The organism is Pandoraea anapnoica (genome assembly GCF_902459765.1).
Taxonomy (GTDB): domain Bacteria; phylum Pseudomonadota; class Gammaproteobacteria; order Burkholderiales; family Burkholderiaceae; genus Pandoraea; species Pandoraea anapnoica.
In genome coordinates, this window is sequence record NZ_CABPSP010000001.1 from 513,635 (window position 1) to 537,217 (window position 23,583).

A 23,583-nucleotide genomic window follows, 5' to 3' on the forward strand; every position below is an offset into this window, starting at 1 on the left:
ATCCCTTGACCTCAAGTCGGCTTGAATTGCCACACTGCGTGACATGCGCTACGCCGGGTGACGTTCGGGACATCGTGGGGATCGACCGACGTCCGCATTGGCATGCGCCACCATCGTATCGACGTGAGGAATGCCAATGACCGAAAACGCCAATCAGGATCAGTCCGAACTATGGAACGGCCGTTCGGGCAGTGCATGGGTGGACAACCGTGCCGCGCTCGACCAGATGTTCGTGCCGCTCGCGAGGTTTCTTATCGACCGCGCTCGCGACGTCGCGCGGCGCACGCCGTCGGGGCGCTTGCTCGACGTCGGATGCGGCACCGGCGGCGCTACGCTCGCGATGTCCACCACGCTGGGTCATTCCTGGCAACTCACGGGGGCCGACATCTCCGCACCAATGATCGAGACGGCGCGTACACGCGCGGCGAACGCCCGTGCACCGGTCGAATTTGTTTGCGCCGACGTGCAGACCCACGTGTTTCCGCAAGCCCACTTCGATCTCATCGTTTCGCGGCTTGGCGTCATGTTCTTCGACGATCCCATATCCGCCTTCGCAAATCTGCGCGTGTCGGCCCGCCCTGGCGCGACACTCCACACGCTCGTTTGGCGAGGGCCGTCGGAGAATCCTTTCATGACTGTGGCCGAGCGTGCCGCCGCACCGTTACTCCCCGGCGTGCCGCCCCGACAGCCGGGGGCGCCGGGGCAGTTCGGCTTCGCGGATCGTGAGCGCGTCGCGTCCATTCTGTCGTCGGCTGGCTGGGCGGATGTCCGGCTTGAGCCCGTGCACTTCGATTGCACGTTCGCGCAGGTCGATTTGCGCGACTACGCGTCGCGTCTCGGGCCGGTGGGACTGGCGCTCGCCGGTCTCGATCCGGCAAAGCGAGAGCCTGTCGTAGACGCCATCGTCGACGCCTACGCGCCCTTCGTCGAACAGGGCGAAGTGCGCTTCACCTCGGCGTGCTGGCACCTTGCGGCACGTGCACCGTCTGGCGACGTCTGACGCCATCGCGCGTCATCCACATCGCTTTGATAGGTCTCGCCGATCAACCGATCGACCGGAACGATTTTCCAGACGAAACGCATACACCGATCATTGGCCTCAATGCAGCGACGACAAGCGTCGCCAAGCAGACATCTTGCAGATAACCATTCAGGAGCGAGACACCATGGCCAAGATTGTTTGTGTACTGTACGACGACCCCGTTACCGGCTACCCGAAGACCTACGCCCGCGACGATCTGCCGAAGATCGAGTGCTACCCCGATGGCCAGACGCTGCCCACGCCGCGTGCCATCGACTTCCAGCCGGGCGCATTGCTCGGTAGCGTGTCGGGTGAGCTGGGCCTGCGCAAGTACCTCGAATCGAACGGCCATGAACTCGTCGTGACGTCGAGCAAGGACGGCGACAATAGCGTGCTCGACCGCGAACTGGCCGACGCCGAAATCGTAATCTCGCAGCCGTTCTGGCCCGCCTACATGACGGCCGAGCGCATCAAGCGTGCGAAGAAGCTGAAAATGATCGTGACCGCCGGCATCGGCTCGGATCACACCGATCTGCAAGCCGCGATGGAACACGGCATCACCGTCGCGGAAGTGACGTACTGCAACAGCAACAGCGTGGCCGAACACGTGATGATGACGACGCTGGCGCTGGTGCGTAACTACCTGCCGTCGTATCAGTGGGTGCTCAAGGGCGGCTGGAACATCGCTGATTGCGTCGAGCGTTCGTACGATCTGGAAGGCATGCACGTGGGCACGGTGGCAGCGGGGCGTATTGGCCTGCGCGTGCTGCGTCTGATGAAACCGTTCGGCACGCATCTGCACTACCTCGATCGTCACCGTCTGCCGGAATCGGTCGAGAAGGAACTCAACCTCACGCACCACACGAGTCTCGAGAGCCTCGCCAAGGTGTGCGACGTGGTCACGCTGAACTGCCCGCTGCACCCGGAAACGGAGCACATGATCAACGCCGACAGCCTGAAGCACTTCAAGCGCGGCGCGTACCTGATCAACACGGCGCGCGGCAAGCTGTGCGATCGCGATGCAGTCGCGGCGGCGCTCGAAAGCGGCCAGCTCGCGGGCTACGGCGGCGATGTCTGGTTCCCGCAACCGGCACCGGCCGATCACCCGTGGCGCAGCATGCCGCACCACGGCATGACCCCGCACATCTCGGGCACGAGCCTGTCGGCACAGACGCGCTACGCCGCTGGCACGCGCGAAATTCTGGAGTGCTACTTCGAGAACCGTCCGATCCGCAACGAGTACCTGATCGTGCAGAACGGCAAGCTCGCCGGCGTGGGCGCGCACTCGTACAGCGCAGGCAACGCCACGGGCGGTTCGGAAGAAGCCGCTCGCTTCAAGAAGTCGGCCTGATGCTCTTCATGCGTGAGCATCAGTCTTGCTGATTCACCGCAGTAGTACGGTTCCGGTAGTTCTTTTGCAGTTCCTGGCTGTACCCGCCGGGTCGTCGGTTCGACGCCCGGCGGGGTAGTACCTCCTCGTGCAACATCGCGATCTCAAACCGGTGCGTCTTCGGGATGCACCGGTCTTTTTTGACGTCGCGCTTTTTGACGTCGCGAAATGCACGTCACACCACGCTCAGGCAGGGCGCTTCGGAATCTCCAGTCCGCGAATCACCGCCGGACGCGCCACAAATGCCCCCAGCGCGCGCTGCACGCTCTTGAACTGATCGAAGCCGACGAGATCGCCCGCCTCGTAGAAGCCGACGAGGTTGCGAACCCACGGGAATGTGGCGATATCGGCGATGGTGTATTCGTCGCCCATCAGCCACTGATGGTCGGCCAGACGCGCATCGAGCACCGCGAGCAGGCGCTTCGACTCGGCGACGTAACGGTCGCGCGGACGCTTGTCCTCATACTCCTTACCCGCGAACTTGTTGAAGAAGCCCAACTGGCCGAACATCGGACCGATGCCGCCCATCTGGAACATCACCCATTGCAGCGTCTCGTAACGCGCGGCCGGATCGACGGGCAGCAGCTTGCCGGTTTTCTCGGCGAGGTACCAGAGGATCGCGCCCGACTCGAACAGCGGCAGCGGCTTGCCGCCGGGACCGTTCGGATCGAGGATCGCGGGAATCTTGTTGTTCGGGTTGAGCGAGAGGAATTCCGGCGTTAGCTGGTCGTTGGTCTGAAAATTCACCAGATGCACTTCGTACGGCAGCCCGATTTCTTCGAGCATGATCGACACCTTCACCCCGTTAGGCGTTGGCAGCGAATACAGTTGCAGGCGTTCCGGGTGCGCGGCAGGCCACTTGCGGGTGATGGGGAACTGGGACAACTCGGCGGATTGATCGGACATGGGGATCGACGCATTCGGGATGAGCGGCCAACAGCGCCGCGGGACGCCCAATATAACGCCAAGTGTCCGGACGTGCTGGCGGCTGCACCATCGGTGTGCGTGGCACGTGACACGCTGTCCTTCATGACAGCCGTGAGACTTGTTTCGTGAATGTGATTCACGCGCGCGTCAAAAAATCTCACCTTGTAATGGCGCTCATCGGGGCCTTAAATTAAAAGCCTTCGCTCACATCGGCCCTTTTGTTGGTGCACTAACTTTCCTCACCTAAGGATGACACCATGAGCACGTTCAAGACGAAGGATGGCACTGCGATTTTTTACAAAGACTGGGGCAAAGGCCGCCCGGTCGTGTTCTCCCACGGCTGGCCGCTGAGCGCCGACGCGTGGGACCCACAAATGCTGTTTCTGGTGCAGCACGGCTATCGCGTGATTGCGCACGACCGTCGCGGCCACGGCCGCTCGGACCAGCCCGGCACCGGTAACGACATGGACACCTACGCCGACGACCTCGCCGCCCTCGTCGAGCATCTCGATCTGCACAACGCCACGTTCGTCGGCCATTCGACCGGTGGTGGCGAAGTCGCGCATTACCTGGGCCGTCACGGCACGAAGCGCGCGGCGCAGGCCGTGCTCATCGGTGCCGTGCCGCCCGTCATGCTCAAGTCGGACAAAAACCCGGGCGGTCTGCCCATTGGCGTTTTCGACGACATTCGCGCGAATGTTGCCGCGAATCGTTCGCAGTTCTATCAGGATCTGGCGGTGCCCTTCTACGGCTACAACCGTCCGAACGCCAAGAAGTCGCAAGGCGTGATCGACGCCTTCTGGGCACAGGGCATGTGGGGTTCGCACCTCGGCCAGTACCTGTGCGTGAAGGAGTTCTCTGAGGTGGATTACACCGAAGACCTGAAGAAGATCGATGTCCCGACGCTCGTGCTGCATGGCGACGACGATCAGATCGTGCCGATCGACGATTCGGGCAAGCTCACCGCGCAGATCGTCAAGAACGCAACGCTGAAGATTTATCCGGGCGGCGCGCACGGCATGTGCACCGTCGAGGCGGACAAGGTGAACGCCGATCTTCTGGAATTCCTGAAGCAGGCGTCGTAAGCCTTTCGTCGCGTCAACGAAAAAGGGACGGCAATTGCCGTCCCTTTTCTATCTCAGCGAGCGCAAACTCAGCCGTTTCAGCCGTTCAGCACCTTGGCGATGCTATCGGCCACCACGGCAACGTTGCCCTCGTTCAGTCCGGCCACGCACATGCGGCCCGAGCGGATCAGATAGACGCCGTGGGCTTCACGCAGCACGTCGACCTGTGCGGCCGTCAGACCCGTGTACGTGAACATGCCGCGCTGCTCCAGATAACGCGAGAGCATGGTGTCCGGCACATGGCCGCGCAGACCGTCGTGAATCGCGCCGCGCATGCGCGTGATGCGCTGGCACATGGCCGAGAGTTCTTCTTCCCACGACTTGCGCAGTTCCGGCGTGCTCAGCACCTTGGCGACGATTTTCGCGCCGTGCGTCGGCGGGTTGCTGTAGTTCGAGCGCACGGCGCTCGTCAGCTGGCCCAGCACGCGATCCGCAGCTTCCGACGATTCGCAGATGACCGACAGGCCGCCGCAACGCTCGCCGTACAGCGAGAAGTTCTTCGAGAACGAGTTGGCGACGAACGCGGGCAGGCCCTGACGCGCCAGTTCGCGAATCACGAAGGCGTCGGCCTCGATGCCCGAGCCGAAACCCTGATACGCCATGTCGACGAAGGGCAGCAGTTCGCGCTTCTTGAGCACTTCGATCAGTTGCACCCATTGCGCGTCGTTCAGATCGACGCCGGTCGGGTTATGGCAGCAAGCGTGCAGCAGCACGACGCTTCGTGCGGGCAGCTTGTCGATGGCGTCGACCATCGCTTCGAATTGCAGGCCACCGGTCGCTTCGTCGTAATACGGGTACGTATTCACGGTGAAGCCGGCGCGCTCGAAGATGAAGCGATGGTTATCCCATGTCGGATCGCTCACCCACACTTGCGAGCCTGGGAAGTAACGCTTGATGAAATCTGCGCCGACCTTCAGGGCACCCGAGCCGCCGAGCGTCTGCACGGTGGCGATGCTGCCGTTCTTGCGCGCGGGCGAGTCTTCGCCGAACACGAGACCTTGCACGGCGTCGCGGTAGTTGGCAAAGCCCGCCATCGGCAAATACGGCTTCGGACCGACTTCGGCCAGCAGCAGCGCTTCGGCCTGACGAACCGCGTTCATGACCGGAAGACGGCCAGCGTCGTCGTAATAGATGCCGATGCTCAGGTTGACCTTGTTGGTACGCGGATCTTTCGCGAAATTCTCGTTGAGCGAGAGGATCGGGTCACCGGGATAGGCATCGATGTGTTCGAACATGGCAGTTCCTGGAATAGCGATGGAATAACGATGGGGTAACGTCTGATGATACCGCTAGTGCGGCACTGCCGGGTGTACGCCGGGCGTCGAAAGCCCGGCGTGCGGCGTTGACTTATTTAGCGCGTTGCGCTGGCCGGGACTGGCGCGGCCGCGTTTTTCTGACGCAGACGGTAGCCGACGGCCAGCACGACCAGCCACACGGGGATCAGATACACGGAGATGCGCAGATCCGGGATCAGATACATCACCACCAGAATGCCTGCAAGGAACGCCAGACACAGGTAGTTCGTGAGCGGGTAGCCGAGGCTCTTGAAGAGCGTGGTCTCACCGGCGCGTGCCTTGGCACGACGGAAGGCCAGATGGATCACGCTGATCATCGCCCAGTTGATGATCAGGGCCGACACGACCAGTCCCATCAGCAGTTCGAACGCCTTGCCCGGCATGAAGTAGTTAATCACCACGCACACGGCCGTCGCGGCTGCCGAGACGCCGAGGGCGGCCAGCGGAATACCACGCGAGTTCACCTTGAGCAGCGCGCGCGGCGCGTTGCCCTGACCGGCCAGACCGTACAGCATGCGGCTGTTGCAATACACGCAGCTGTTGTAGACGGACAGCGCGGCAGTCAGCACCACGGCGTTGAGCACGTGAGCGACGAAGTTGCTGTTCAGTTCATGGAAAATCAGCACGAATGGGCTGCCGCCTGACACGACCTTTTCCCACGGATACAGCGAGAGCAGCACGCCGAGTGCGCCGACGTAGAAAATCAGAATGCGGTAGATGACCTGATTGGTCGCACGCGGAATGGTGCGCGACGGGTCGTCCGCTTCCGCCGCCGTAATGCCGACCAGCTCAAGCCCGCCGAATGAGAACATGATGACCGCCATTGCCATGACGAGGCCGGACACGCCGTTCGGGAAGAAGCCGCCGTGCCGCCATAGGTTGGCCACGCTCGCTTCAGGGCCTGCATTGCCGGAGAAGAGCAGATAGCCGCCGAAGCCGATCATGCCGACGATGGCGGCGACTTTGACGATGGAGAACCAGAATTCCATCTCGCCATACGACTTCACGCTGGAGAGATTGATGGCGTTGATGACGCCGAAGCAAACGAGTGCCGAGACCCACGTGGGAATGCCGGGCCACCAGTACTGAACGTAGATCCCGACGGCGGAGAGTTCGGCCATCGAGACGAGGACGTAAAGCACCCAGTAATTCCAGCCGGAGACGAAGCCCGCGAACTGACCGCAATACTTGTTGGCGAAGTAGCTGAACGACCCTGCGACGGGTTCGTCCACGACCATTTCACCGAGTTGGCGCATGATGAAAAACGCGACGACGCCCGCAATAGCGTAGCCCAGCAAGACTGAGGGGCCAGCGGTTTTGATGGTTTGGGCGATGCCGAGAAAGAGGCCGGTGCCGATCGCGCCACCGAGCGCGATCAATTGGATGTGACGATTCTTCAGGCCGCGGTGGAGCGAGCCATCTTTTGCTGCGTTGGCGGACATGTCTGTTCCTTACCCTACCTTCGTATTCACGCGACGCGCTTCTCTGTTTTCATGCGGTGAGCACGAACCGGAAGCGTTGAGCCGCCACGGCGCGGTGCTTATGGCACCGTCGCCGTGTCCTTTGGGATCGTCCGTGCGAGCGGACGATCATGTCTCCCCGGAACTCAGACCTTGAGCGTGCCGCGCTCGATCTGGTCGCGCTCAAGCGATTCGAACAGCGCCTTGAAGTTGCCTTCGCCGAAGCCGTCGTCGCCTTCGCGCTGAATGAACTCGAAGAACACCGGGCCAAGCAACGTCTTCGAGAAGATCTGCAACAGCAGACGCGGCTTGCCGTTCTCGGTCGTACCGTCGAGCAGAATGCCGCGCGCCTTCAGTTCGCCCACCGGCTGACCGTGACCCGGCAAACGGGTCTCGAGCGCATCGTAGTAGAAGTCGTTCGGCGCGGTCATGAGATCGACGCCTGCCATTTGCAGGTTGTCGACGACCTGAAGCAGGTTGTCGGTGAGGAAGGCAATGTGCTGAATGCCTTCACCGTTGAAGGCCATCAGGAATTCCTCGATCTGGCCGCTGCCCTTTGCCGATTCCTCGTTCAGGGGAATGCGGATTTTACCATCGGGGGCGGTCATCGCCTTGGAGGTCAGGCCCGTGTACTCGCCGGAAATGTCGAAGTAGCGAATCTCGCGGAAGTTGAACAACTTCTCGTAGAAGTTGGCCCAGTAAGCCATGCGGCCACGATAGACGTTGTGCGTCAGGTGATCGATCAGGCGCAGGCCGTGACCGACCGGGTGACGGTCGACACCTTCGATGTATTCGAAGTCGATGTCATAGATCGACTTGCCTTCTTCGAAGCGGTCGATCAGATACAGCGGCGCGCCGCCAATGCCCTTGATCGCCGGAAGACGCAGTTCCATCGGGCCGGTTTCGATCTCGACGGGCTGTGCGCCGAGTTCCAGCGCGCGGGCGTAGGCCTTGTGCGAGTCTTTCACGCGGAAGGCCATGCCGCAGGCGCTCGGGCCGTGCTCGGCGGCGAAGTAGGCCGCTTCGCTGTTCGGCTCGCGGTTCACGATGAAGTTGACCTCGCCCTGACGGTACAGCACCACGTCTTTCGAGCGGTGACGCGCCACGAGCGTGAAGCCCATCTGTTCGAAAATGGGTTCGAGGACGTTCGGCGTAGGCGAAGCGAATTCCACGAATTCGAAGCCCATCAATTGCATCGGATTTTCAAACAGGTCGGCCATGATCGTCTCGGCTTGGTGAGGTGATTTGCAGGGATGACAGATTCATTGGGCGCGTGCACCGGCCGGAGGTTATGTCCCGGCAAGTACAGACGGCTTCGGATCGTGCAACAAAATTGTGCTTTATCGACCGATGGGTCGGGGTATCACAATCCGCTCGTTCCGTTCGTCGAAATCCTTGCTATTGCAAGTGTTTCGCGCACATTTGCGTCATTTCATGAGGGGCAGTGTAAGTGCGTCGGCACAAAATAGGATTTCGTAACTGCGCTAGGGAAACCCTATGTTATGCACTAATATTTCTAAAATCGTCTGAGATGGGAAATAAAAATGCATGACATTGAGATTGATCGGATTGACGTACGCTTGTTGGGGATATTGCAGAGCCACGGACGGATTTCGAATCTCGAACTGGCCGAAGCGATCAAGCTTTCGCCCGCGCAGACGCTGCGGCGTCACCGTCGTCTCGAAGAAATGGGCGTGATCAAGGGCTACGACACGCGGCTCGACGCGCAACGGCTCGGCTTCAGCGTGGTCGCGTTCGTCCATGTGACGATGGAGCGCGGCCATATCCGCGACCTGTCGAACTTCAAGGGACTGGTCGCGGAACTCGCGCAGATTCAGGAATGCTTTTCCGTGACGGGCGACATCGACTACGTGCTTAAGGTCGTGGCGCGCGATCTGAAGGCGCTGTCCGAGTTTCTGCTCGATACGCTGATGCGCATTCCGGGTGTGAGTGCCGTGAAGTCGAGTGTTTGTCTCGACGAGATCAAATGCACGTCGGCCGTGCCGCTTTGATGGTGTGACGATGCCCATCCCACATCGTGGGAAACTCGCGAGGCGACACATCATGGTTGACAGCGTCCGAAAATCTGTGATTTCATGTGCCACATGATCACCGCGCAATTCTCCCTCTCGCTACGACTACTAGCCCGCTCCACCGGGCTTGGTCCGTTGCTGCGCGCGTGCATCGTCTGAATTCCTCACTGAAGCACCGCTGATTTTCCCCAGTTACGCCGACCTGAGCCCCGGTTCATCCAACCGGAGGTCGTAGCTTATCTGCGTCTGTGCGTCGTCCGGTTGACACTTTTGCTGACAATCGAGACCCGCCATGTTGAAGAACCCTGCTACGAAGTACCGCCCGTTCACCCCGGTCAACATCCCCGACCGACAGTGGCCGAGCCGCACCATTACGCGTGCCCCGATCTGGATGAGCACCGACCTGCGCGACGGCAATCAGGCGCTCTTCGAGCCGATGGACGCCCAGCGCAAGATGCGCATGTTCAAGACGCTCGTCGCCATCGGCTTCAAGGAAATCGAAGTGGCGTTCCCGTCGGCCTCCGACACCGATTTCAACTTCGTGCGCGAGTTGATCGAAGGCGGTCACATTCCCGACGACGTCACCATCGAAGTGCTTACGCAAGCCCGCGACGACCTCATCGAACGCACCTTCGCCTCGCTCAAGGGTGCGCCGCGCGCCATCGTTCACCTCTACAACGCCACGGCCCCCGAATTCCGCCGCATCGTCTTCAATCTCGACCAGCCCGGCGTAAAGGCGCTCGCCGTGTCCGCCGCCAAGACGATCAAGCGCTGTGCCGATGCCGCGCCGGAAACGCAATGGACGTTGCAATACAGCCCGGAGACGTTCACGGGCACCGAACTCGATTTCGCCAAGGAAGTGTGCGACGCAGTCTTCGACGTATGGCAGCCGACGCCTGAGCGCAAGTGCATCGTCAACTTGCCCGCGACCGTCGAAATCGGCACGCCGAACTACTACGCCGACCAGATCGAGTGGATGCACCGTAACCTCGCGCGTCGCGACTCGCTGATCCTTTCCGTTCACCCGCACAACGACCGTGGCACGGCCGTCGCCGCCGCCGAGCTGGCCGTGATGGCCGGTGCCGATCGCATCGAAGGCTGCCTCTTCGGCAACGGCGAGCGCACGGGTAACGTCGATCTCGTCACGCTCGGCCTGAACCTGTACACGCAGGGCGTCGATCCCGGCCTCGACTTCTCGAACATCAACGAAATTGCACGCACGTCGGAAGAATGCACGCAATTGCCGGTGCACCCGCGTCACCCGTATGTCGGCGATCTCGTGTTCACCGCGTTCTCCGGCTCGCACCAGGATGCCATCAAGAAGGGCCTCGCCGCGCAGAAGTCGGATGCCGTCTGGGAAGTGCCGTATCTCCCCATCGACCCGAGCGATCTCGGCCGCACGTACGACTCGATCATTCGCGTGAACAGCCAGTCGGGCAAGGGCGGCATCGCTTACTTGCTGGAGCAGACGTACGGCGTGCAGATGCCGCGTCGCCTGCAAGTCGACTTCAGCTCGGCCGTGCAGCGCTACACCGATGAGACGGGTGCGGAAGTCACCGCCTCGCAGATCTGGCAACTGTTCCAGAAGGAGTACGTGGCGTCGACGGACCCGGTGGCGTACGTCGCCCACACGCTCTCCGAGCGCGACGGCCGTCAGCACATCGCCGTGACCATCGACGTGCATGGCCAGCGCACGACGGTGTCGGGGGCCGGTAACGGTCCGCTCGACGCGCTGATGAACGCCATGCGTACGCCGGTTCGCGTGCAGCACTACGAAGAGCGAGCACTGACGCAAGGCGCAGACGCGCGTGCCATCGCCATCGCGGAAATGGCGGGCGAAACGATTGTGGGTAGCGCGTTCGGTGTGGGTATCGACGCCAATCTGACGACGGCGTCGATCCGTGCGGTCATCAGTGGTATCAACCGTGCCTACGCACGCAGCGATGCCGACGCGCAAGGCAAGTTCTTCGACGCCGTGATGCGCGACGTGGCGAAGGCTGTCTGAGCGACGCGAGCGCTAAGGAATGACAGGAAGGACTGAAGGAGACATTGGGCAGAAGCGTCCCGCCCCGCACTGATCGTGCGGGCGGGACATCGGGAGCGGCGTGGCGGAACTTACCGGTGACCGCACGCACTCCCGGCCCGAAAACATCGGCGGTGAAGTTGTATTACACCGCTTCGATGGCGATAGCGATGCCTTGGCCGACCCCAATGCACATCGTACACAGCGCAAAGCGACCACCCGTACGCCCCAGCTGATACATCGCCGTCGTGACCAGACGCGCGCCGCTCATGCCGAGCGGATGGCCCAATGCAATGGCGCCACCGTTCGGATTGACGCGCAGATCGTCGTCGGCTACGCCGAGTTGTCGCAACACGGCCAGGCCCTGGCTCGCAAACGCTTCGTTGAGTTCGATGACGTCGAACTGATCGAGCGACATTCCGAGCCGCGCGAGCAGTTTTTGCGTTGCGGGAGCCGGACCGATGCCCATGATGCGCGGTGCCACCCCTGCCGTCGCCATGCCCAACACACGGGCACGCGGCGTCAGGCCATAGCGCGCCGCACTCGCCTCGTCTGCCAGCAGCAGAGCGCAGGCGCCGTCGTTGACGCCAGAAGCGTTACCGGCGGTCACGGTGCCATCAGGGCGTACCACGCCCTTGAGTCTGGCGAGCGCTTCCATGCTCGTCGCACGCGGGTGTTCGTCGCGATCCACAATGATCGCTTCGCCTTTCTTCTGGGTGATGGACACCGGCGTGATTTCCTCGGCCAGCGTGCCGTTTGCCTGAGCACGCGCCGCCTTCTCCTGCGAGCGCACGGCAAAGCGATCCTGATCTTCGCGGCTGATGCCGAAATCGGTCGCCACGTTCTCGCCCGTCTCGGGCATCGAATCCACGCCGTACTGCGCCTTCATCAGCGGATTGACGAAACGCCAGCCGATGGTCGTGTCGTACATCTCCGCCTGACGCGAAAACGCGCTGGCTGCCTTGCCCATCACGAACGGTGCGCGGCTCATGCTTTCCACGCCACCTGCAATCATCAGGCCTGCTTCGCCCGCTTTGATGGCGCGAGCGGCGGTGCCGATGGCGTCCATGCCCGAGCCGCACAGACGGTTGATCGTCGCACCCGGCACGTCCTGCGGCAGACCGGCGAGCAGCGACGACATGCGCGCCACATTGCGGTTGTCTTCGCCCGCCTGATTGGCGCAGCCATAGATCACGTCGACGACTTGCGTCCAGTCGACGTTTGCGTTGCGCGCCATGAGCGCCTTGAGGGGGATCGCACCGAGATCGTCGGCGCGCACCGACGACAGCGCGCCGCCGTAGCGGCCGATAGGGGTGCGAATTGCGTCGCAGATGAAGACTTCACTCATTTTTTACCTCAGGCAATGGAGGGGGACGGCAGCAGCGTCACACCGGTCAGGCGTTGTAGTTCGTCGAACGCGAGGCCCTCGACCATATCGACGACGCGCAGCCCGTCGGGGGTCACGTCGATGACCGCGAGGTCGGTGTAGATGCGCGTGACGCAGCCCACGCCGGTGAGCGGGTACGTGCACTGATCGACGATCTTGCTCTCACCCTGCTTGGTCTGATGTTCCATCATCACGAACACCTGCTTCGCGCCGCTCGCGAGGTCCATCGCACCGCCGACGGCCGGAATCGCATCGGGTGCGCCCGTGTGCCAGTTGGCGAGGTCGCCGGTCTTCGAGACCTGGAACGCGCCCAGCACGCAGAAGTCGAGGTGGCCGCCGCGCATCATCGCGAACGAGTCGGCGTGATGGAAGTACGCCCCCCCCGGCTTGAGCGTGACGGGTTGCTTACCGGCGTTGATGAGGTCTTCGTCCTCTTCGCCCTTGGCAGGGGCCGGGCCCATGCCGATCACGCCGTTCTCGCTCTGGAGAATGATTTCCTTCTCGGCGGGCAGATGATTGGCCACTGCCGTGGGCAGGCCGATGCCGAGGTTCACATAAGCGCCGTCGGGAATATCCTGGGCGACGCGGGCGGCCATCTGGTCGCGGGTCAGTCGGTTCATGTCTTGCTCCGGTTCAGATGGGGATCAGGCGGCGGTGGGCGGCACGGCGACCACACGCTGCACGAAGATGCCGGGCGTGACCACGGCTTCCGGATCGAGTTCGCCGAGTTCGACGACTTCGCTCACCTGAACGATGGCGCACTTTGCCGCGGTGGCCATGATCGGGCCGAAGTTGCGGGCGGTCTTGCGATACACGAGGTTGCCCCAGCGGTCGCCCTTGAGCGCCTTGATGAGCGCGAAATCGGCGTGGATGGGCGATTCCAGCACGTACGACTTGCCGTCGATCACGCGCGTTTCCTTACCTTCGGCGAGCAACGTGCCGTAGCCGGTCGGTGTGAAAAATCCGCCGATGCCCGCGCCTGCGGCACGAATGCGCTCGGCGAGGTTGCCCTGCGGCACCAGTTCCAGTTCGATCTTGCCAGCACGATACAGACCGTCGAACACCTGCGAGTCGGTCTGACGCGGGAACGAGCAAATGATTTTGCGTACGCGTCCGGCCTTGAGCAGGGCGGCGAGGCCCGTTTCGCCGTTACCGGCATTGTTGTTGACGATGGTCAGATCGCGAGCGCCTTGTTCGATCAGGGCGTCGATGAGCGCCGAAGGCATCCCGGCGTTGCCGAAGCCGCCAATCATGATAGTCGCGCCGTCGTGGACGTCTGCGACCGCGCTGGCGAGCGAGTCGTAAATCTTGTTGATCACACGTGCCTCCTGGGCATTTCCGTCAATTCGCAAATCCACATTCCAACCGGATGAACACGCGTGGCAATCGCGTTTCCGGTGGCTGTCTCCAAGCGATGACGTCTTGTGCGGCGGCATCGTTTGGTTCACAATGTTCTTATAGCGAACAAATATTCGCTATAAGAACAGCGTAAGCCTTCCGTTGTCGGGCGTCAAGCGAGGGACTGCCCGGAGTCTTTGCGATGCGCACGGCGTGAGAAGGCCCAGAGACGGATGTGAGCGGGACGAACTCGCGCGGTAGAACCGGCGGCGCAAATCCATTACGCTTGCCGTTCACGCAAAGCTCAACTTTCACCGACTTTCACCGATTACATGACCCCAGCGACGAACGACACCCCCGAAGCGACCGACAAGAAGCCGGGCGACTCCTATGTGCAGTCGTTTGCGCGCGGGCTGGCCGTGGTCAAGGCGTTCAACGCAACGCGTCCGGCGCAGACGCTCTCCGAAGTGGCGCAAGCGTCCGGTCTCACTCGCGCCGGGGCGCGCCGCATTCTGCTCACGCTCGAAGCACTGGGTTATGTGCGCAGCGAAGGGCGTTTATTTCGTCTGACGCCGCGCATTCTCGACCTCGGCTTTTCCTATCTGACGTCGATGCCGCTATGGAATCTGGCCGAGCCGTTCATGGAGGCGCTGGTCCAGGAGGTGCAGGAAAGTAGCTCGGCGTCGGTGCTCGACGGCGACGACATCGTCTACGTGCTGCGGGTGCCCGTGCGCAAAGTCATGTCGATCAACCTTTCCATCGGCAGCCGCCTGCCAGCGTGGTGCACGTCCATGGGCCGCGTGATGCTCTCCGCATTGCCGGACGACGAACTCGACGCCATCCTGCGCCGCGCCGATCTGCGTCAGCACACCGGCCGCACTGTCACCGACATCGACACGCTGCGCGCGCGAATTCTCGACGTGCGCGCGAAGGGCTGGGCGCTTGTCGATCAGGAACTGGAAGAGGGGCTGATTTCGATTGCTGCGCCGATTCGCAATCGCGGTGGGCAAGTGATCGCCGCCATGAACGTCAGCGGTCAGGCGAACCGGACGTCGGCCGCCGAGATGGAAACGAAGTTCCTCGCGCCGCTGCAACAGGCCGCGCAGAAGATCTCGCAGATGGTGGTGGTGTAACGATTACGCACGGCGAACGTCGTCGCAAGCAAAAAGGGGCACCCGATCACGGATGCCCCTTTTTGCTTTGACGAAGCTGAACGGCTAACGATCAGTGCGCCGCGTTGCCGAGCGCCCCGGCGCGCGCAAGACGAATCGCCGAGAGCAGCGTGTCGTGATCGCCGACCTGATTGGCGAGCAACAGAATCAATTGCGCGTTCGCCGCCTGACTCTGCGCTTCGTCGAGATCGCGATGCATGTCGATGAGCGCCTCGTAGAAGTCGTCGGGACGTGTGAGTCGCGGTTGAGTATCGAGTGCCATGAAATGTCTCCTTCCTGCTTTACTTGTGTCGTCGGATTGCTGTCAAGCACTCACGCTGCGCATTGCAGCGGCGCGACTTCCGGTGCAGTGCGTCCCAGCGCGCGTTCGCGTGCGGCAGCGATGGCCTTCGCGTCGACCGACCGCCAGCGGGCGCACACGTGCTGATCGGGACGAATCAGATACACGGTGCCGGGCGCGGCGTCGTAACGCTGCGCGGCAAGTCCCTGTGTGTCGTGCCAGACGCTGTGCGTGTCGTGGGTATCGCATGCCGCTTCGACATCCGGCGTGACGAACACCGGAATCACCGGCACGCTGTCGCCTGACAAGGCTTCGAGCGAGGCGAGCGATGACGCATCGAGCGACGACGGCGCACCGAACACGAGCGCGACGAAGCGTCCGCCCAGACGCGGCAGCAGCCAACCCTCTTGACCGTGACGCGCGAGCGGCGCATCGACACAGGCGGCACCCGGCGTCATGCGACCGGCGAACGTGTCGGTTTCCGCAGTGTTCAGCGTCGACTCGTGCAACACCGCGGGCACGGACAGACGTCCGCTATTGACCAGTTGACGCGCAAACGCATGATCGCGGGCGAGCGTCAGCACAGCGTCGCGGAACACGCGCGACACGGGGCTCTTCGGCGTAATGAAATCGGTGGAACGGGTGGAGTTGCGGATGTTCTCGTCGGCGGCGTACTCACGCTCGCGAGCGTACGTGTCGAGCAGCGTGTCGGGGGCCTGACCGGCCAGCACCAGCGCGAGCTTCCACGCGAGGTTCTCGGCGTCCTGCACACCGCTGTTTGCCCCGCGTGCACCGAACGGCGAAACGCCATGCGCGGAGTCACCGGCGAACAGCACGTGACCGTGTCGGAAGTCGTCCATGCGCAGACATGAGAACGTATAGACACTGACCCATTCCAGCGTGAACTTCGCGTCGGGGCCGAGCAACGCCTGCACGCGCGGGATGACGCGCTCGGGGGCTTTCTCGGCGACCGGGTCGGCGTCCCATCCCAATTGGAAATCGATGCGCCAGACGTCGTCCGGCTGACGATGCAGCAACACCGACTGATTGGGGTGGAACGGCGGATCGAACCAGAACCAGCGCTCGGCGGGGAAGTCCGCCGTCATCTTCACGTCGGCAATCAGGAAGCGGTCCTTGAACGTGCGTCCATGGCTGTCGACGCCGATCAGCTTGCGCACCGGGCTGCGTGAGCCGTCGGCCGCAACGACGTAGCGCGCGCTCGTCTGATACTCGCCATCCGGCGTCTCGACCGTGAGCGTGACGCTCGCATCGGCCGAGCCGGGCGTGCCCTGCTGCGTGAGACCGACGACTTTGTTCTTCCAGCGGATCTCGATGTTCGGTAGCTCGCGTGCGCGATCGAACAGATAGCCTTCGACGTAATACTGCTGGAGGTTGATGAACGCCGGGCGATGATGACCTGCTTCGGGCAGCAGATCGAAGTTATAGACCTCCTGATCTCGCAGGAACACGCGGCCTACATTCCAGCGCACGCCTTTTTCCACCATGCGCTCGCCGCAACCCAGACGGTCGAAGATATCGAGCGTGCGCTTGGCGAAGCAGATGGCGCGCGAACCGGTCGAGAGCGTGCAATCGTCGTCGAGCACGATCACGGACACGCCCTGCTGCGCGAGGTCGATGGCGGTGGCGAGGCCGATCGGACCTGCGCCGACCACGATGACGGGATGCGTGACGGGGGCGGCGTGCGTGGCCTGTTCTGCGCACGACCGGTATTCAAACGTCAGGCGCTGGTAATCGATGCTGCTCATGCAAAGTCTCCATCGTCGGCACCGCACCGGCACGCGAGCACCGGAGGGTGACGTTTTTCTACTTTTGCTTTGACTGCTGATTGCTATCTATTGCGGACGCAGCGTCCTTGGCTGCGCCCGGAACCAACACTGCGAACTCAGTTCTGCAGCGCGGCCCACATTTCCTTGTCGCGCTGCGCCGTCCAGATACGCGGATGCGTGATGCCGGACGCTTCGTCGAACGCGCGCGTCACGTCGAACGGCAGGCAGTGTTCGTAGATGAAGACGTGGCCGAACTTCGGATCCATCTGGCTACGCGTAAGCGCCATCGCGCCCTTCAGGTCGAGCTTCTGTTCGACGGCTTGCTTGCCCGCTTCGAACAGCGTCGTCACGAAATCCTTGGTGTAGGCGAGGCCCTTGGCCACTTCATCGGGCGTGGTCAGCGCGGGGCCGCGACCCGGCACGAGCTTCTCTGCGCCCAGCGCGGCGAGGGCGTCGAGCGTGGCCGGCCATTCGGCGAGTTGTGCGTCGCCGGTGTAGCAGGCGGCGTCGTACTCGACGAGGTCGCCCGAGAACAGCACCTTCTGCGACGGCAGCCACACCACCGTGTCGCCCTTCGTGTGACCCGAACCGAGGTGCGCGATCTTCACTTCGAGCTTGCCGAGGAACAGCGTCATTTCCTTTTCGAAGACGAGCGTCGGCCACGTGAGGCCGGGCACCGTCTCGACACCGGCGAACAGACGCGGGAAGCGCTCGATCTCCGACTTCATGTCGGCTTCGCCGCGCTCGACGATCATCTCGTACGTGCCGCGGCTGGCGATGACCTGTTGTGCACCTTCGGCGAAGTAGGCCGACGCGCCGAGCACGCGCACGGCGTGGTAGTGCGAGAGCACAACGTACTTGATCGGCTTGTCGGTGATGGTGCGGATCTTGGCGATCAGGTCCTGCGCCATGGCGGGCGTGGCCGTCGTGTCGACGATCATCACGCCGTCGTCGCCGATGATGACGCCCGAGTTCGGGTCGCCCTCGGCAGTGTAGGCCCAGGTGTTTTCAGACAGTTGGGTGAACGTGACCTTCTTGGCTTCCAGGTCGGCTTGCGAGGCGAATGCTTTGGCCATGCTTGTCTCTCTCTTATCTCGTCTGCGGGGATGGTGCTGCTAGATGAGGGCATCTTACGAAACGCTCAGATTATTTGTCAATGACAAATCTGATTGTTATTTGCTAATGTTGTAACGTGAGTGATCGAAGCGAGTTTTTGGTGCGGGTTAACCCTGCGGCATTGGATGGTTGTCCGGGAGTCTCGCGTCCGACCCGTTTAAAATCTAGGCCATTTTCCCGAGGGAGCGCGGCTCCCAGAACTGCATGAATCGAATTCCGATGGACGGCACGACCGACGCGACTGACGGCACAGAGGCGGCAGGCCAGTCCGGCCGTGCGTCGCGTGGTGTGCAAAGCGTGGATGTCGCGGCACGCGTGCTTCAGGCGCTGGCGCAGGCACGCCGCCCGCTGAGCCCCGGCGATATCGCCACCCTGGCGGGGCTGCCGCCTGCACAGGCGCATCCGTATCTCGTGAGTCTCACGCGACTGGGTTTGCTCAAGCGCGATCCCATGTCCGGCGATTACGCTCCGGGACCGATGACGCTGCGTCTCGCGCTCCTGCATCTCGAAAACGATCCGGCGTATCGCGCCGCCGTGCCGCGTGTGGTGGCGCTGGCGCGCGAGACGGGCTTCTGCGTGGCGATCTGCACCCGGGCGCCGCAAGGGCCGGTCGTCGTGCATTTCGAACGGGCGGCGTTTCCGTTGCATGTGAATTTGCACGTGGGCTCGGTCATGTCCCTGACGACGACGTCGACCGGCCGCGCGTTCTGCGCCTTTACACCGCAGACGCAATGGCCGCAGGCGTGGCACGAACAGATGGCGGGCGATACAGAAGAGCGGACGCGCTTCGACACCTTGCTCGGCGAGACGCGTGAGCATGGCATGTCGCGTAGCGTGAATACGCCCAGCCCGTCGGTGAGCAGTCTGTGTGCACCGGTGTTCGATGCGAGCGGGCGTTTGCGCCTCGCGCTAACGGCCATCGGTCCGACGGCGGCGCTCGACGTCGCGTGGGAAGGTGCCGCCGCGAGCGCGTTGCGGGCGACGGCCGCCGCTATCGCAGCGCAGATCGGGACGTCGGGGAGTGATGGCGAGGTGGCGGCATGAGTGCGACCCGGAACCGTAGCGAACCCAAGATGGAAAAGGACGAGATGGGAAGTGGTGCCGCAAAGCCGCAACGCGGCATTCAGGCGCTGGAGAGCACGGGCATGTTGCTAGAGGCGCTGGTGGCGGCGGGACGTCCGCTGCCGCTCAACGTGCTCGCGCGCGAAGCCGGAATGGCGGCCGCGAAGGCGCATCCGCATCTCGTCAGCCTGCAGCGGGCAGGCCTGCTTTCGCGCGACGCGAACGGCAACTTCGAAGCGGGCGCACTGAGTCTGGAGCTGGGGCTGATGGCGTTGCAGCGTCTGTCGCCGACCGGCGAAGCCGAGCCGGAAATTCTGGCGCTCGCGCAGGCGACAGGGCTGTCGGCCGCAATGGCGGTCCTGGGGCCGGTGGGACCGACGGTCGTGCGGCTTGAAGAGGCGATGCGTCCGCAGCACGTGAGCTTGCGCATCGGCACTGTGCTCTCGTTGGTGAACACGGCCATTGGACGCACGTTTGCAGCTTTTCTGCCTGAGGCCGTGCTCGACGGTCTCCTGGCGCAGGAGCCGGTGCGCATGGCGGGACTCGGCGCGGAAGGGTGTGCGACGAAGCCGCCCGCCGACTACAAGGCGCGTCTGAGCGCGATTCGCGAGCAGCAATTCGATACGGCGCTGAGCAATCCTGTACCCGGCATCGATACGATTGCGGTGCCGGTGTTCGATCACACCGGCGAGGTGACATTGGTGCTCGCGCTGATGGGATCGACGGGCAGTTTCGAAACCGCGCTCGACGCCGCACCCTCGCAAGCGTTGCGCGCCGCAGCGCATCGGTTGTCATGGCGATTCGGCGCGGTGGGCCGCGTGGACGAGGCGGCGGCATAGTCGTTGCGCCACACGGCGACGTATTTCCGCCACGCCGGGTAGATGGTCGACGACGGGACACGCACGCACGGTAAGATGAACGTCGGCGCCACCCGCGTGCCCCTCGTTTCCCTGTCACCCCGACCTGTTGCCATGACTGCTGCCATGACCCGCGTGATGACCCGTGAACCCGTTCGATCTCCCGAAGTTTTCAATGAAAGTGTTCCGGTCCGCCGGTGGCTCAGGCATAACGGCGCGCGGTGGCAGACATGTATTGCCGCGCTGACCGTCGTGGGTGCACTGAGCGCCTGCACGACGCCCGCCCCGCAGCAGCCGGGCCCCGCGAAGCCGCCCGAGTCTGCCGCTCGCATTGACGGCATGCCTGCCGACTGGACACTCGTCTCCACCGTGATCGTGAGCCGCCACGGTGTGCGATCCCCGACCCACGCCCATCCTCCACTGGACAAACTCAGCCCGGACGCCTGGCCCGGCTGGCCGGTGCCCGCCGGTTATCTGACGGCCCGCGGCGGGTCGCTGTCCGAGCGCATGGGCCGCTACTACGGCGACTGGCTGCGCGCGCGGCGCGTATTGCCGGAGAATGCCTGCCCGGCACCCGGTGCTGTCTACGGATGGGCCGACATCGATCAGCGCACGCGCGAATCCGGCAACGCGTTGCTGCAAGGTATCGCGCCGGGATGCGACATGCGTACGTCGCACCAGGCTGATCTCACGACGTACGACGCTGTCTTTCAGCCGGTCGCAGCAGGCGATTGCCCGCTCGATCCGGGCGCGGCGCGTGGCGCCATCGAGTCGCGTCTGGCGCCGGAGGGCGTCGCTGGTCTGAACAAGCGCTACTCCGCGACACTCGCGCGTATGGGCGAGGTGCTCGACTACGCGCACAGTCCTGCCTGCGGCGCGCCGGGCGGATGCAAGCTGGAGGAGGTGCCGACGCGTCTGCGGGTCGAAGGCGATGGCAGCGGGGTAACGCTGCGTGGCGCACTGGGCAGCGCGGCGAAGGCGTCGGAGGTTTTCCTGCTGCAAGCGGGCGAGGGCTTGCCCGACAATCAGGTCGCGTGGGGACGCATTCGTGACGACAAGGATTGGGCGCTGCTGCTCGAAGCGCATAACGCACAGCGCGATCTGCTGAACAAGACCCCGTATCTCGCCACGACGAACGGCACGCCGCTACTCGCGACGGTGCTCGATGCGCTCACGCGTGCCGAGGCAACGAGTGCACCTTCTACGTCAGCCGCGCGCGGCCCGGCGCTGCCGAGCGGCAACCGCGTCTTCGTGCTGACGGGTCACGACACAAACCTTGCCAACCTCGCAGGCATGTTGAAGCTCGACTGGCAACTACCGGACCAGCCGGACAACACGCCGCCCGACGGCGCGCTTGTCTTCTCGTTGTGGCGCAATCCGGCGGGCGAGCCGTTCGTTCGCGTGGAGCTTGTGTATCAGTCGATGCAGCAACTGCGTCAACTGACGTCGCTGTCGCTGGACGAGCCCGCCAAACGCGTCGCCCTCGCACTGCCCGATTGCAACGACGGACCGGACGCCAAAGCCTGTCGCTGGCCCGCGTTCTCGCAGCGCGTGAAGTCGGCGCTGTCGCCAGCGTGTCTGGCGGGCGTTCAGTGACGGGTGCGGTGACGAGCGCGCCACTGGCGCGAACCTGAATAAATCACGGGAACTTCGGTTCCCGTTTTTTATTGCGCAGATTCCGTGACGGTGCGCCGCGCGGACGTCTTTCTCTAATTTATTTCGTGCACGAAATAAAAATTAAAATATACTTCGTGTGCGAACTATGTGTGTCTTCGAAATAAGTTACTGAGAGGCGCTGCACATTCCCCCCCGGGCATGCGAGTGCCGGGGAGTCGTGTCGTGACGTCACTTGCAGCTGAGATTCCTGCCGTCGACGGTTATCCGCTCGGCGCGCATGTCTGGTATCCCGAGGAGTTGCCTGCGAAGGGGCTTGTGCTGGTGCATCCGGCGACGGCCGTGCCGGAGCGGCTTTACTTCGCGTTTGCGAAATACGTTGCCGAGCGCGGATTGATTGCCGTTACTTACAGTTATCGGGGCATCGACGGGTCGCGCCCCTCATCGCTCAGAGGATTTCAGGCGCGTATGCGCGACTGGGCGGATCTGGATGTCGAGGGTGTAACGCGCTGGGCTTGCACCCATTACCCGTCGTTGCCGCTTTATGCCGTCGGCCATAGCTTCGGCGGGCACGCCATCGGACTGTGCGAAAGCTCGAACCTGCTGCGCGCGGCCGTTCAGGTGGCGTCGCATGCGGGGGCGATGCGCGTTGTCACGAACCGTCGCGAACGCACACGCGTCACATTGCTGATGCACTGGCTCGCACCGCCGCTCGCGCGTCTCGTGGGCTACATGCCGGGCAGCCACCTCGGCATCGGCGAGGACCTGCCAAAAGACGTTCTGCTCGAATGGAGTGGCTGGACGCGCTTGCCGAATTACTTCTTCGACGATCCGACGCTGGACGCCGACGCCCGGTTCGCTCGCGTGCGCACGCCGATCCTCTCGCTCGGTTTCGACGACGACCTCTGGGCGACGCCCGTGGGGCTCGACATCCTCGTATCACGGTTTCGTCACGCGAACGTGACACGTCGGGAGATTTCGGCAAGTCTTTCGGACACCGGATCGATCGGGCATATGGGATACTTCCGCCAGCGTTCCGGCGCGTTCGCGTGGCCGGAAACCATCGACTGGTTGTTGTCGACGGGCGCAGTGAATGCCGGGGAGCGTCGCACAGGAGCGGGTGTGTCGACGCACGACGGCATGACCGCCCGCGATCCCTTGATCCCGAATCCCTCAGACTGACGAAACGGCATGCCCAAACGCCAGGCGTCCCCTGCGACTGAAAAATCTGTCAAACAAAGCAAGTCGACGACCGAAGCGGCCGACCGACGCCTGTTCTTCCTGCTCAATGTCGGACAACGTCGTGTGCAGCAGTGGATCGACGCACGCTCATCGGAAAACGCGGGCGTGAGCGCCGCGCAGGCGGGCGTGCTCTTTTACCTGCTGCATCATGAAGACGCGCTCGTCGGCGAAGTCGGGGCGGCGCTGCAACTCTCCCCGTCATCCATGACAGGGCTGGCAAACCGTATGGTCGTCGCCGGTCTGCTCACGCGCTGGGCCGATGCCAGCGATGGCCGTGCCACGCGTTTGCGCATCACGGCCGCCGGGCACAAAGCCATCGCACGTGCGCGCGATGTGCTGGCCGAACTCAACGACCTGTTACACGACGATTTCACCGAGGCCGAGCTGCGCGTCGTAGCGCGCTGGCTCGGGAATCTGCAAAAGCAGTTCCCGGCAGAAGGCTGACGCGCGCTTAG

The 23,583-nt window shown here is 63.1% G+C and carries 21 protein-coding genes; 11 read left to right on the forward strand and 10 right to left on the reverse strand.

Annotated elements, in window-relative coordinates:
- Positions 1-130 precede the first annotated feature (130 nt).
- Both PAN31117_RS02465 and PAN31117_RS02470 read left to right on the forward strand, forming a co-directional pair.
- Positions 131-1,000, forward strand: coding sequence for a class I SAM-dependent methyltransferase (locus PAN31117_RS02465; RefSeq protein WP_370855710.1), 870 nt, complete (start codon positions 131-133; stop codon positions 998-1,000).
- Between the two features lie 166 nt (positions 1,001-1,166).
- Positions 1,167-2,372, forward strand: a complete 1,206-nt coding sequence (locus tag PAN31117_RS02470) for an NAD-dependent formate dehydrogenase (protein ID WP_150665465.1) — start codon at positions 1,167-1,169, stop codon at positions 2,370-2,372.
- 225 nt (positions 2,373-2,597) lie between these two features.
- On the opposite strand, the gene PAN31117_RS02475 is transcribed toward PAN31117_RS02470, so the two are convergent.
- Entirely contained in the window at positions 2,598-3,317 is a 720-nt protein-coding gene (locus PAN31117_RS02475; RefSeq protein ID WP_150736777.1) for a glutathione S-transferase N-terminal domain-containing protein, read from the reverse strand.
- A gap of 278 nt (positions 3,318-3,595) precedes the next feature.
- Here PAN31117_RS02475 and PAN31117_RS02480 point away from each other — a divergent pair, with 278 nt between their 5' ends.
- Positions 3,596-4,423: an alpha/beta fold hydrolase gene (locus PAN31117_RS02480; RefSeq protein ID WP_150736778.1), complete on the forward strand. Its 828-nt coding sequence runs from the start codon at positions 3,596-3,598 to the stop codon at positions 4,421-4,423.
- Positions 4,424-4,500: 77 nt separating this feature from the next.
- Here the strand turns inward: PAN31117_RS02480 and PAN31117_RS02485 are convergent, their stop codons facing one another.
- The 3 genes from PAN31117_RS02485 to hppD all read right to left on the reverse strand — a co-directional run bounded on the left by PAN31117_RS02485 (position 4,501) and on the right by hppD (position 8,437).
- A complete protein-coding gene (locus PAN31117_RS02485) occupies positions 4,501-5,697 on the reverse strand; it encodes an amino acid aminotransferase (protein ID WP_150736779.1) in 1,197 nt (398 codons plus the stop codon).
- A 116-nt stretch (positions 5,698-5,813) separates the two neighbouring features.
- Entirely contained in the window at positions 5,814-7,199 is a 1,386-nt protein-coding gene (locus tag PAN31117_RS02490) for an amino acid permease (RefSeq protein ID WP_150736780.1), read from the reverse strand.
- Positions 7,200-7,363: 164 nt separating this feature from the next.
- Positions 7,364-8,437, reverse strand: coding sequence for a 4-hydroxyphenylpyruvate dioxygenase (hppD, locus tag PAN31117_RS02495; protein WP_150736781.1), 1,074 nt, complete (start codon positions 8,435-8,437; stop codon positions 7,364-7,366).
- Between the two features lie 324 nt (positions 8,438-8,761).
- Here hppD and PAN31117_RS02500 point away from each other — a divergent pair, with 324 nt between their 5' ends.
- Both PAN31117_RS02500 and leuA read left to right on the forward strand, forming a co-directional pair.
- Positions 8,762-9,229, forward strand: a complete 468-nt coding sequence (locus tag PAN31117_RS02500) for an Lrp/AsnC family transcriptional regulator (RefSeq protein ID WP_039395891.1) — start codon at positions 8,762-8,764, stop codon at positions 9,227-9,229.
- 313 nt (positions 9,230-9,542) lie between these two features.
- Entirely contained in the window at positions 9,543-11,255 is a 1,713-nt protein-coding gene (gene leuA / locus PAN31117_RS02505; RefSeq protein WP_150736782.1) for a 2-isopropylmalate synthase, read from the forward strand.
- 163 nt (positions 11,256-11,418) lie between these two features.
- Here leuA and pcaF read toward each other — a convergent pair whose 3' ends face one another.
- Genes pcaF through PAN31117_RS02520 form a run of 3 tightly spaced genes read right to left on the reverse strand, consistent with a single transcriptional unit; the run spans position 11,419 to position 13,979 of the window.
- Positions 11,419-12,621 (reverse strand): 3-oxoadipyl-CoA thiolase, encoded by a 1,203-nt coding sequence (pcaF, locus tag PAN31117_RS02510; RefSeq protein ID WP_150736783.1) that lies wholly within the window; start codon positions 12,619-12,621, stop codon positions 11,419-11,421.
- 8 nt (positions 12,622-12,629) lie between these two features.
- Positions 12,630-13,280: a 3-oxoacid CoA-transferase subunit B gene (locus tag PAN31117_RS02515; RefSeq protein ID WP_150736784.1), complete on the reverse strand. Its 651-nt coding sequence runs from the start codon at positions 13,278-13,280 to the stop codon at positions 12,630-12,632.
- Between the two features lie 24 nt (positions 13,281-13,304).
- Complete coding sequence (locus tag PAN31117_RS02520) at positions 13,305-13,979, reverse strand: 3-oxoacid CoA-transferase subunit A (RefSeq protein WP_150661247.1); 675 nt, start codon at positions 13,977-13,979, stop codon at positions 13,305-13,307.
- A 351-nt stretch (positions 13,980-14,330) separates the two neighbouring features.
- On the opposite strand from PAN31117_RS02520, the gene PAN31117_RS02525 reads away from it, so the two are divergent.
- Positions 14,331-15,131, forward strand: coding sequence for an IclR family transcriptional regulator (locus PAN31117_RS02525; protein WP_150736785.1), 801 nt, complete (start codon positions 14,331-14,333; stop codon positions 15,129-15,131).
- A gap of 91 nt (positions 15,132-15,222) precedes the next feature.
- Here PAN31117_RS02525 and PAN31117_RS02530 read toward each other — a convergent pair whose 3' ends face one another.
- The 3 genes from PAN31117_RS02530 to PAN31117_RS02540 form a co-directional block, all read right to left on the reverse strand.
- The gene (locus PAN31117_RS02530) at positions 15,223-15,432 is read right to left on the reverse strand and encodes a DUF2783 domain-containing protein (RefSeq protein ID WP_044454076.1); all 210 of its coding nucleotides are present in this window, start codon (positions 15,430-15,432) and stop codon (positions 15,223-15,225) included.
- Positions 15,433-15,482: 50 nt separating this feature from the next.
- Positions 15,483-17,216, reverse strand: a complete 1,734-nt coding sequence (locus PAN31117_RS02535; RefSeq protein ID WP_150736786.1) for an FAD-dependent oxidoreductase — start codon at positions 17,214-17,216, stop codon at positions 15,483-15,485.
- A gap of 137 nt (positions 17,217-17,353) precedes the next feature.
- The gene (locus tag PAN31117_RS02540; RefSeq protein ID WP_150736787.1) at positions 17,354-18,313 is read right to left on the reverse strand and encodes an MBL fold metallo-hydrolase; all 960 of its coding nucleotides are present in this window, start codon (positions 18,311-18,313) and stop codon (positions 17,354-17,356) included.
- A gap of 244 nt (positions 18,314-18,557) precedes the next feature.
- On the opposite strand from PAN31117_RS02540, the gene PAN31117_RS02545 reads away from it, so the two are divergent.
- The 5 genes from PAN31117_RS02545 to PAN31117_RS02565 all read left to right on the forward strand — a co-directional run bounded on the left by PAN31117_RS02545 (position 18,558) and on the right by PAN31117_RS02565 (position 23,572).
- The gene (locus PAN31117_RS02545; protein WP_246188872.1) at positions 18,558-19,397 is read left to right on the forward strand and encodes an IclR family transcriptional regulator; all 840 of its coding nucleotides are present in this window, start codon (positions 18,558-18,560) and stop codon (positions 19,395-19,397) included.
- The gene (locus PAN31117_RS02550) at positions 19,394-20,254 is read left to right on the forward strand and encodes an IclR family transcriptional regulator (RefSeq protein ID WP_150736788.1); all 861 of its coding nucleotides are present in this window, start codon (positions 19,394-19,396) and stop codon (positions 20,252-20,254) included. The genes PAN31117_RS02545 and PAN31117_RS02550 overlap by 4 nt, the downstream gene beginning before the upstream one ends.
- A 270-nt stretch (positions 20,255-20,524) precedes the next feature.
- Positions 20,525-21,868, forward strand: coding sequence for a histidine-type phosphatase (locus PAN31117_RS02555; protein WP_150736789.1), 1,344 nt, complete (start codon positions 20,525-20,527; stop codon positions 21,866-21,868).
- A 243-nt stretch (positions 21,869-22,111) separates the two neighbouring features.
- Positions 22,112-23,068, forward strand: a complete 957-nt coding sequence (locus PAN31117_RS02560; protein WP_174990769.1) for an alpha/beta hydrolase family protein — start codon at positions 22,112-22,114, stop codon at positions 23,066-23,068.
- A 9-nt stretch (positions 23,069-23,077) separates the two neighbouring features.
- The gene (locus tag PAN31117_RS02565; protein WP_150736790.1) at positions 23,078-23,572 is read left to right on the forward strand and encodes a MarR family winged helix-turn-helix transcriptional regulator; all 495 of its coding nucleotides are present in this window, start codon (positions 23,078-23,080) and stop codon (positions 23,570-23,572) included.
- Positions 23,573-23,583: the final 11 nt, after the last annotated feature.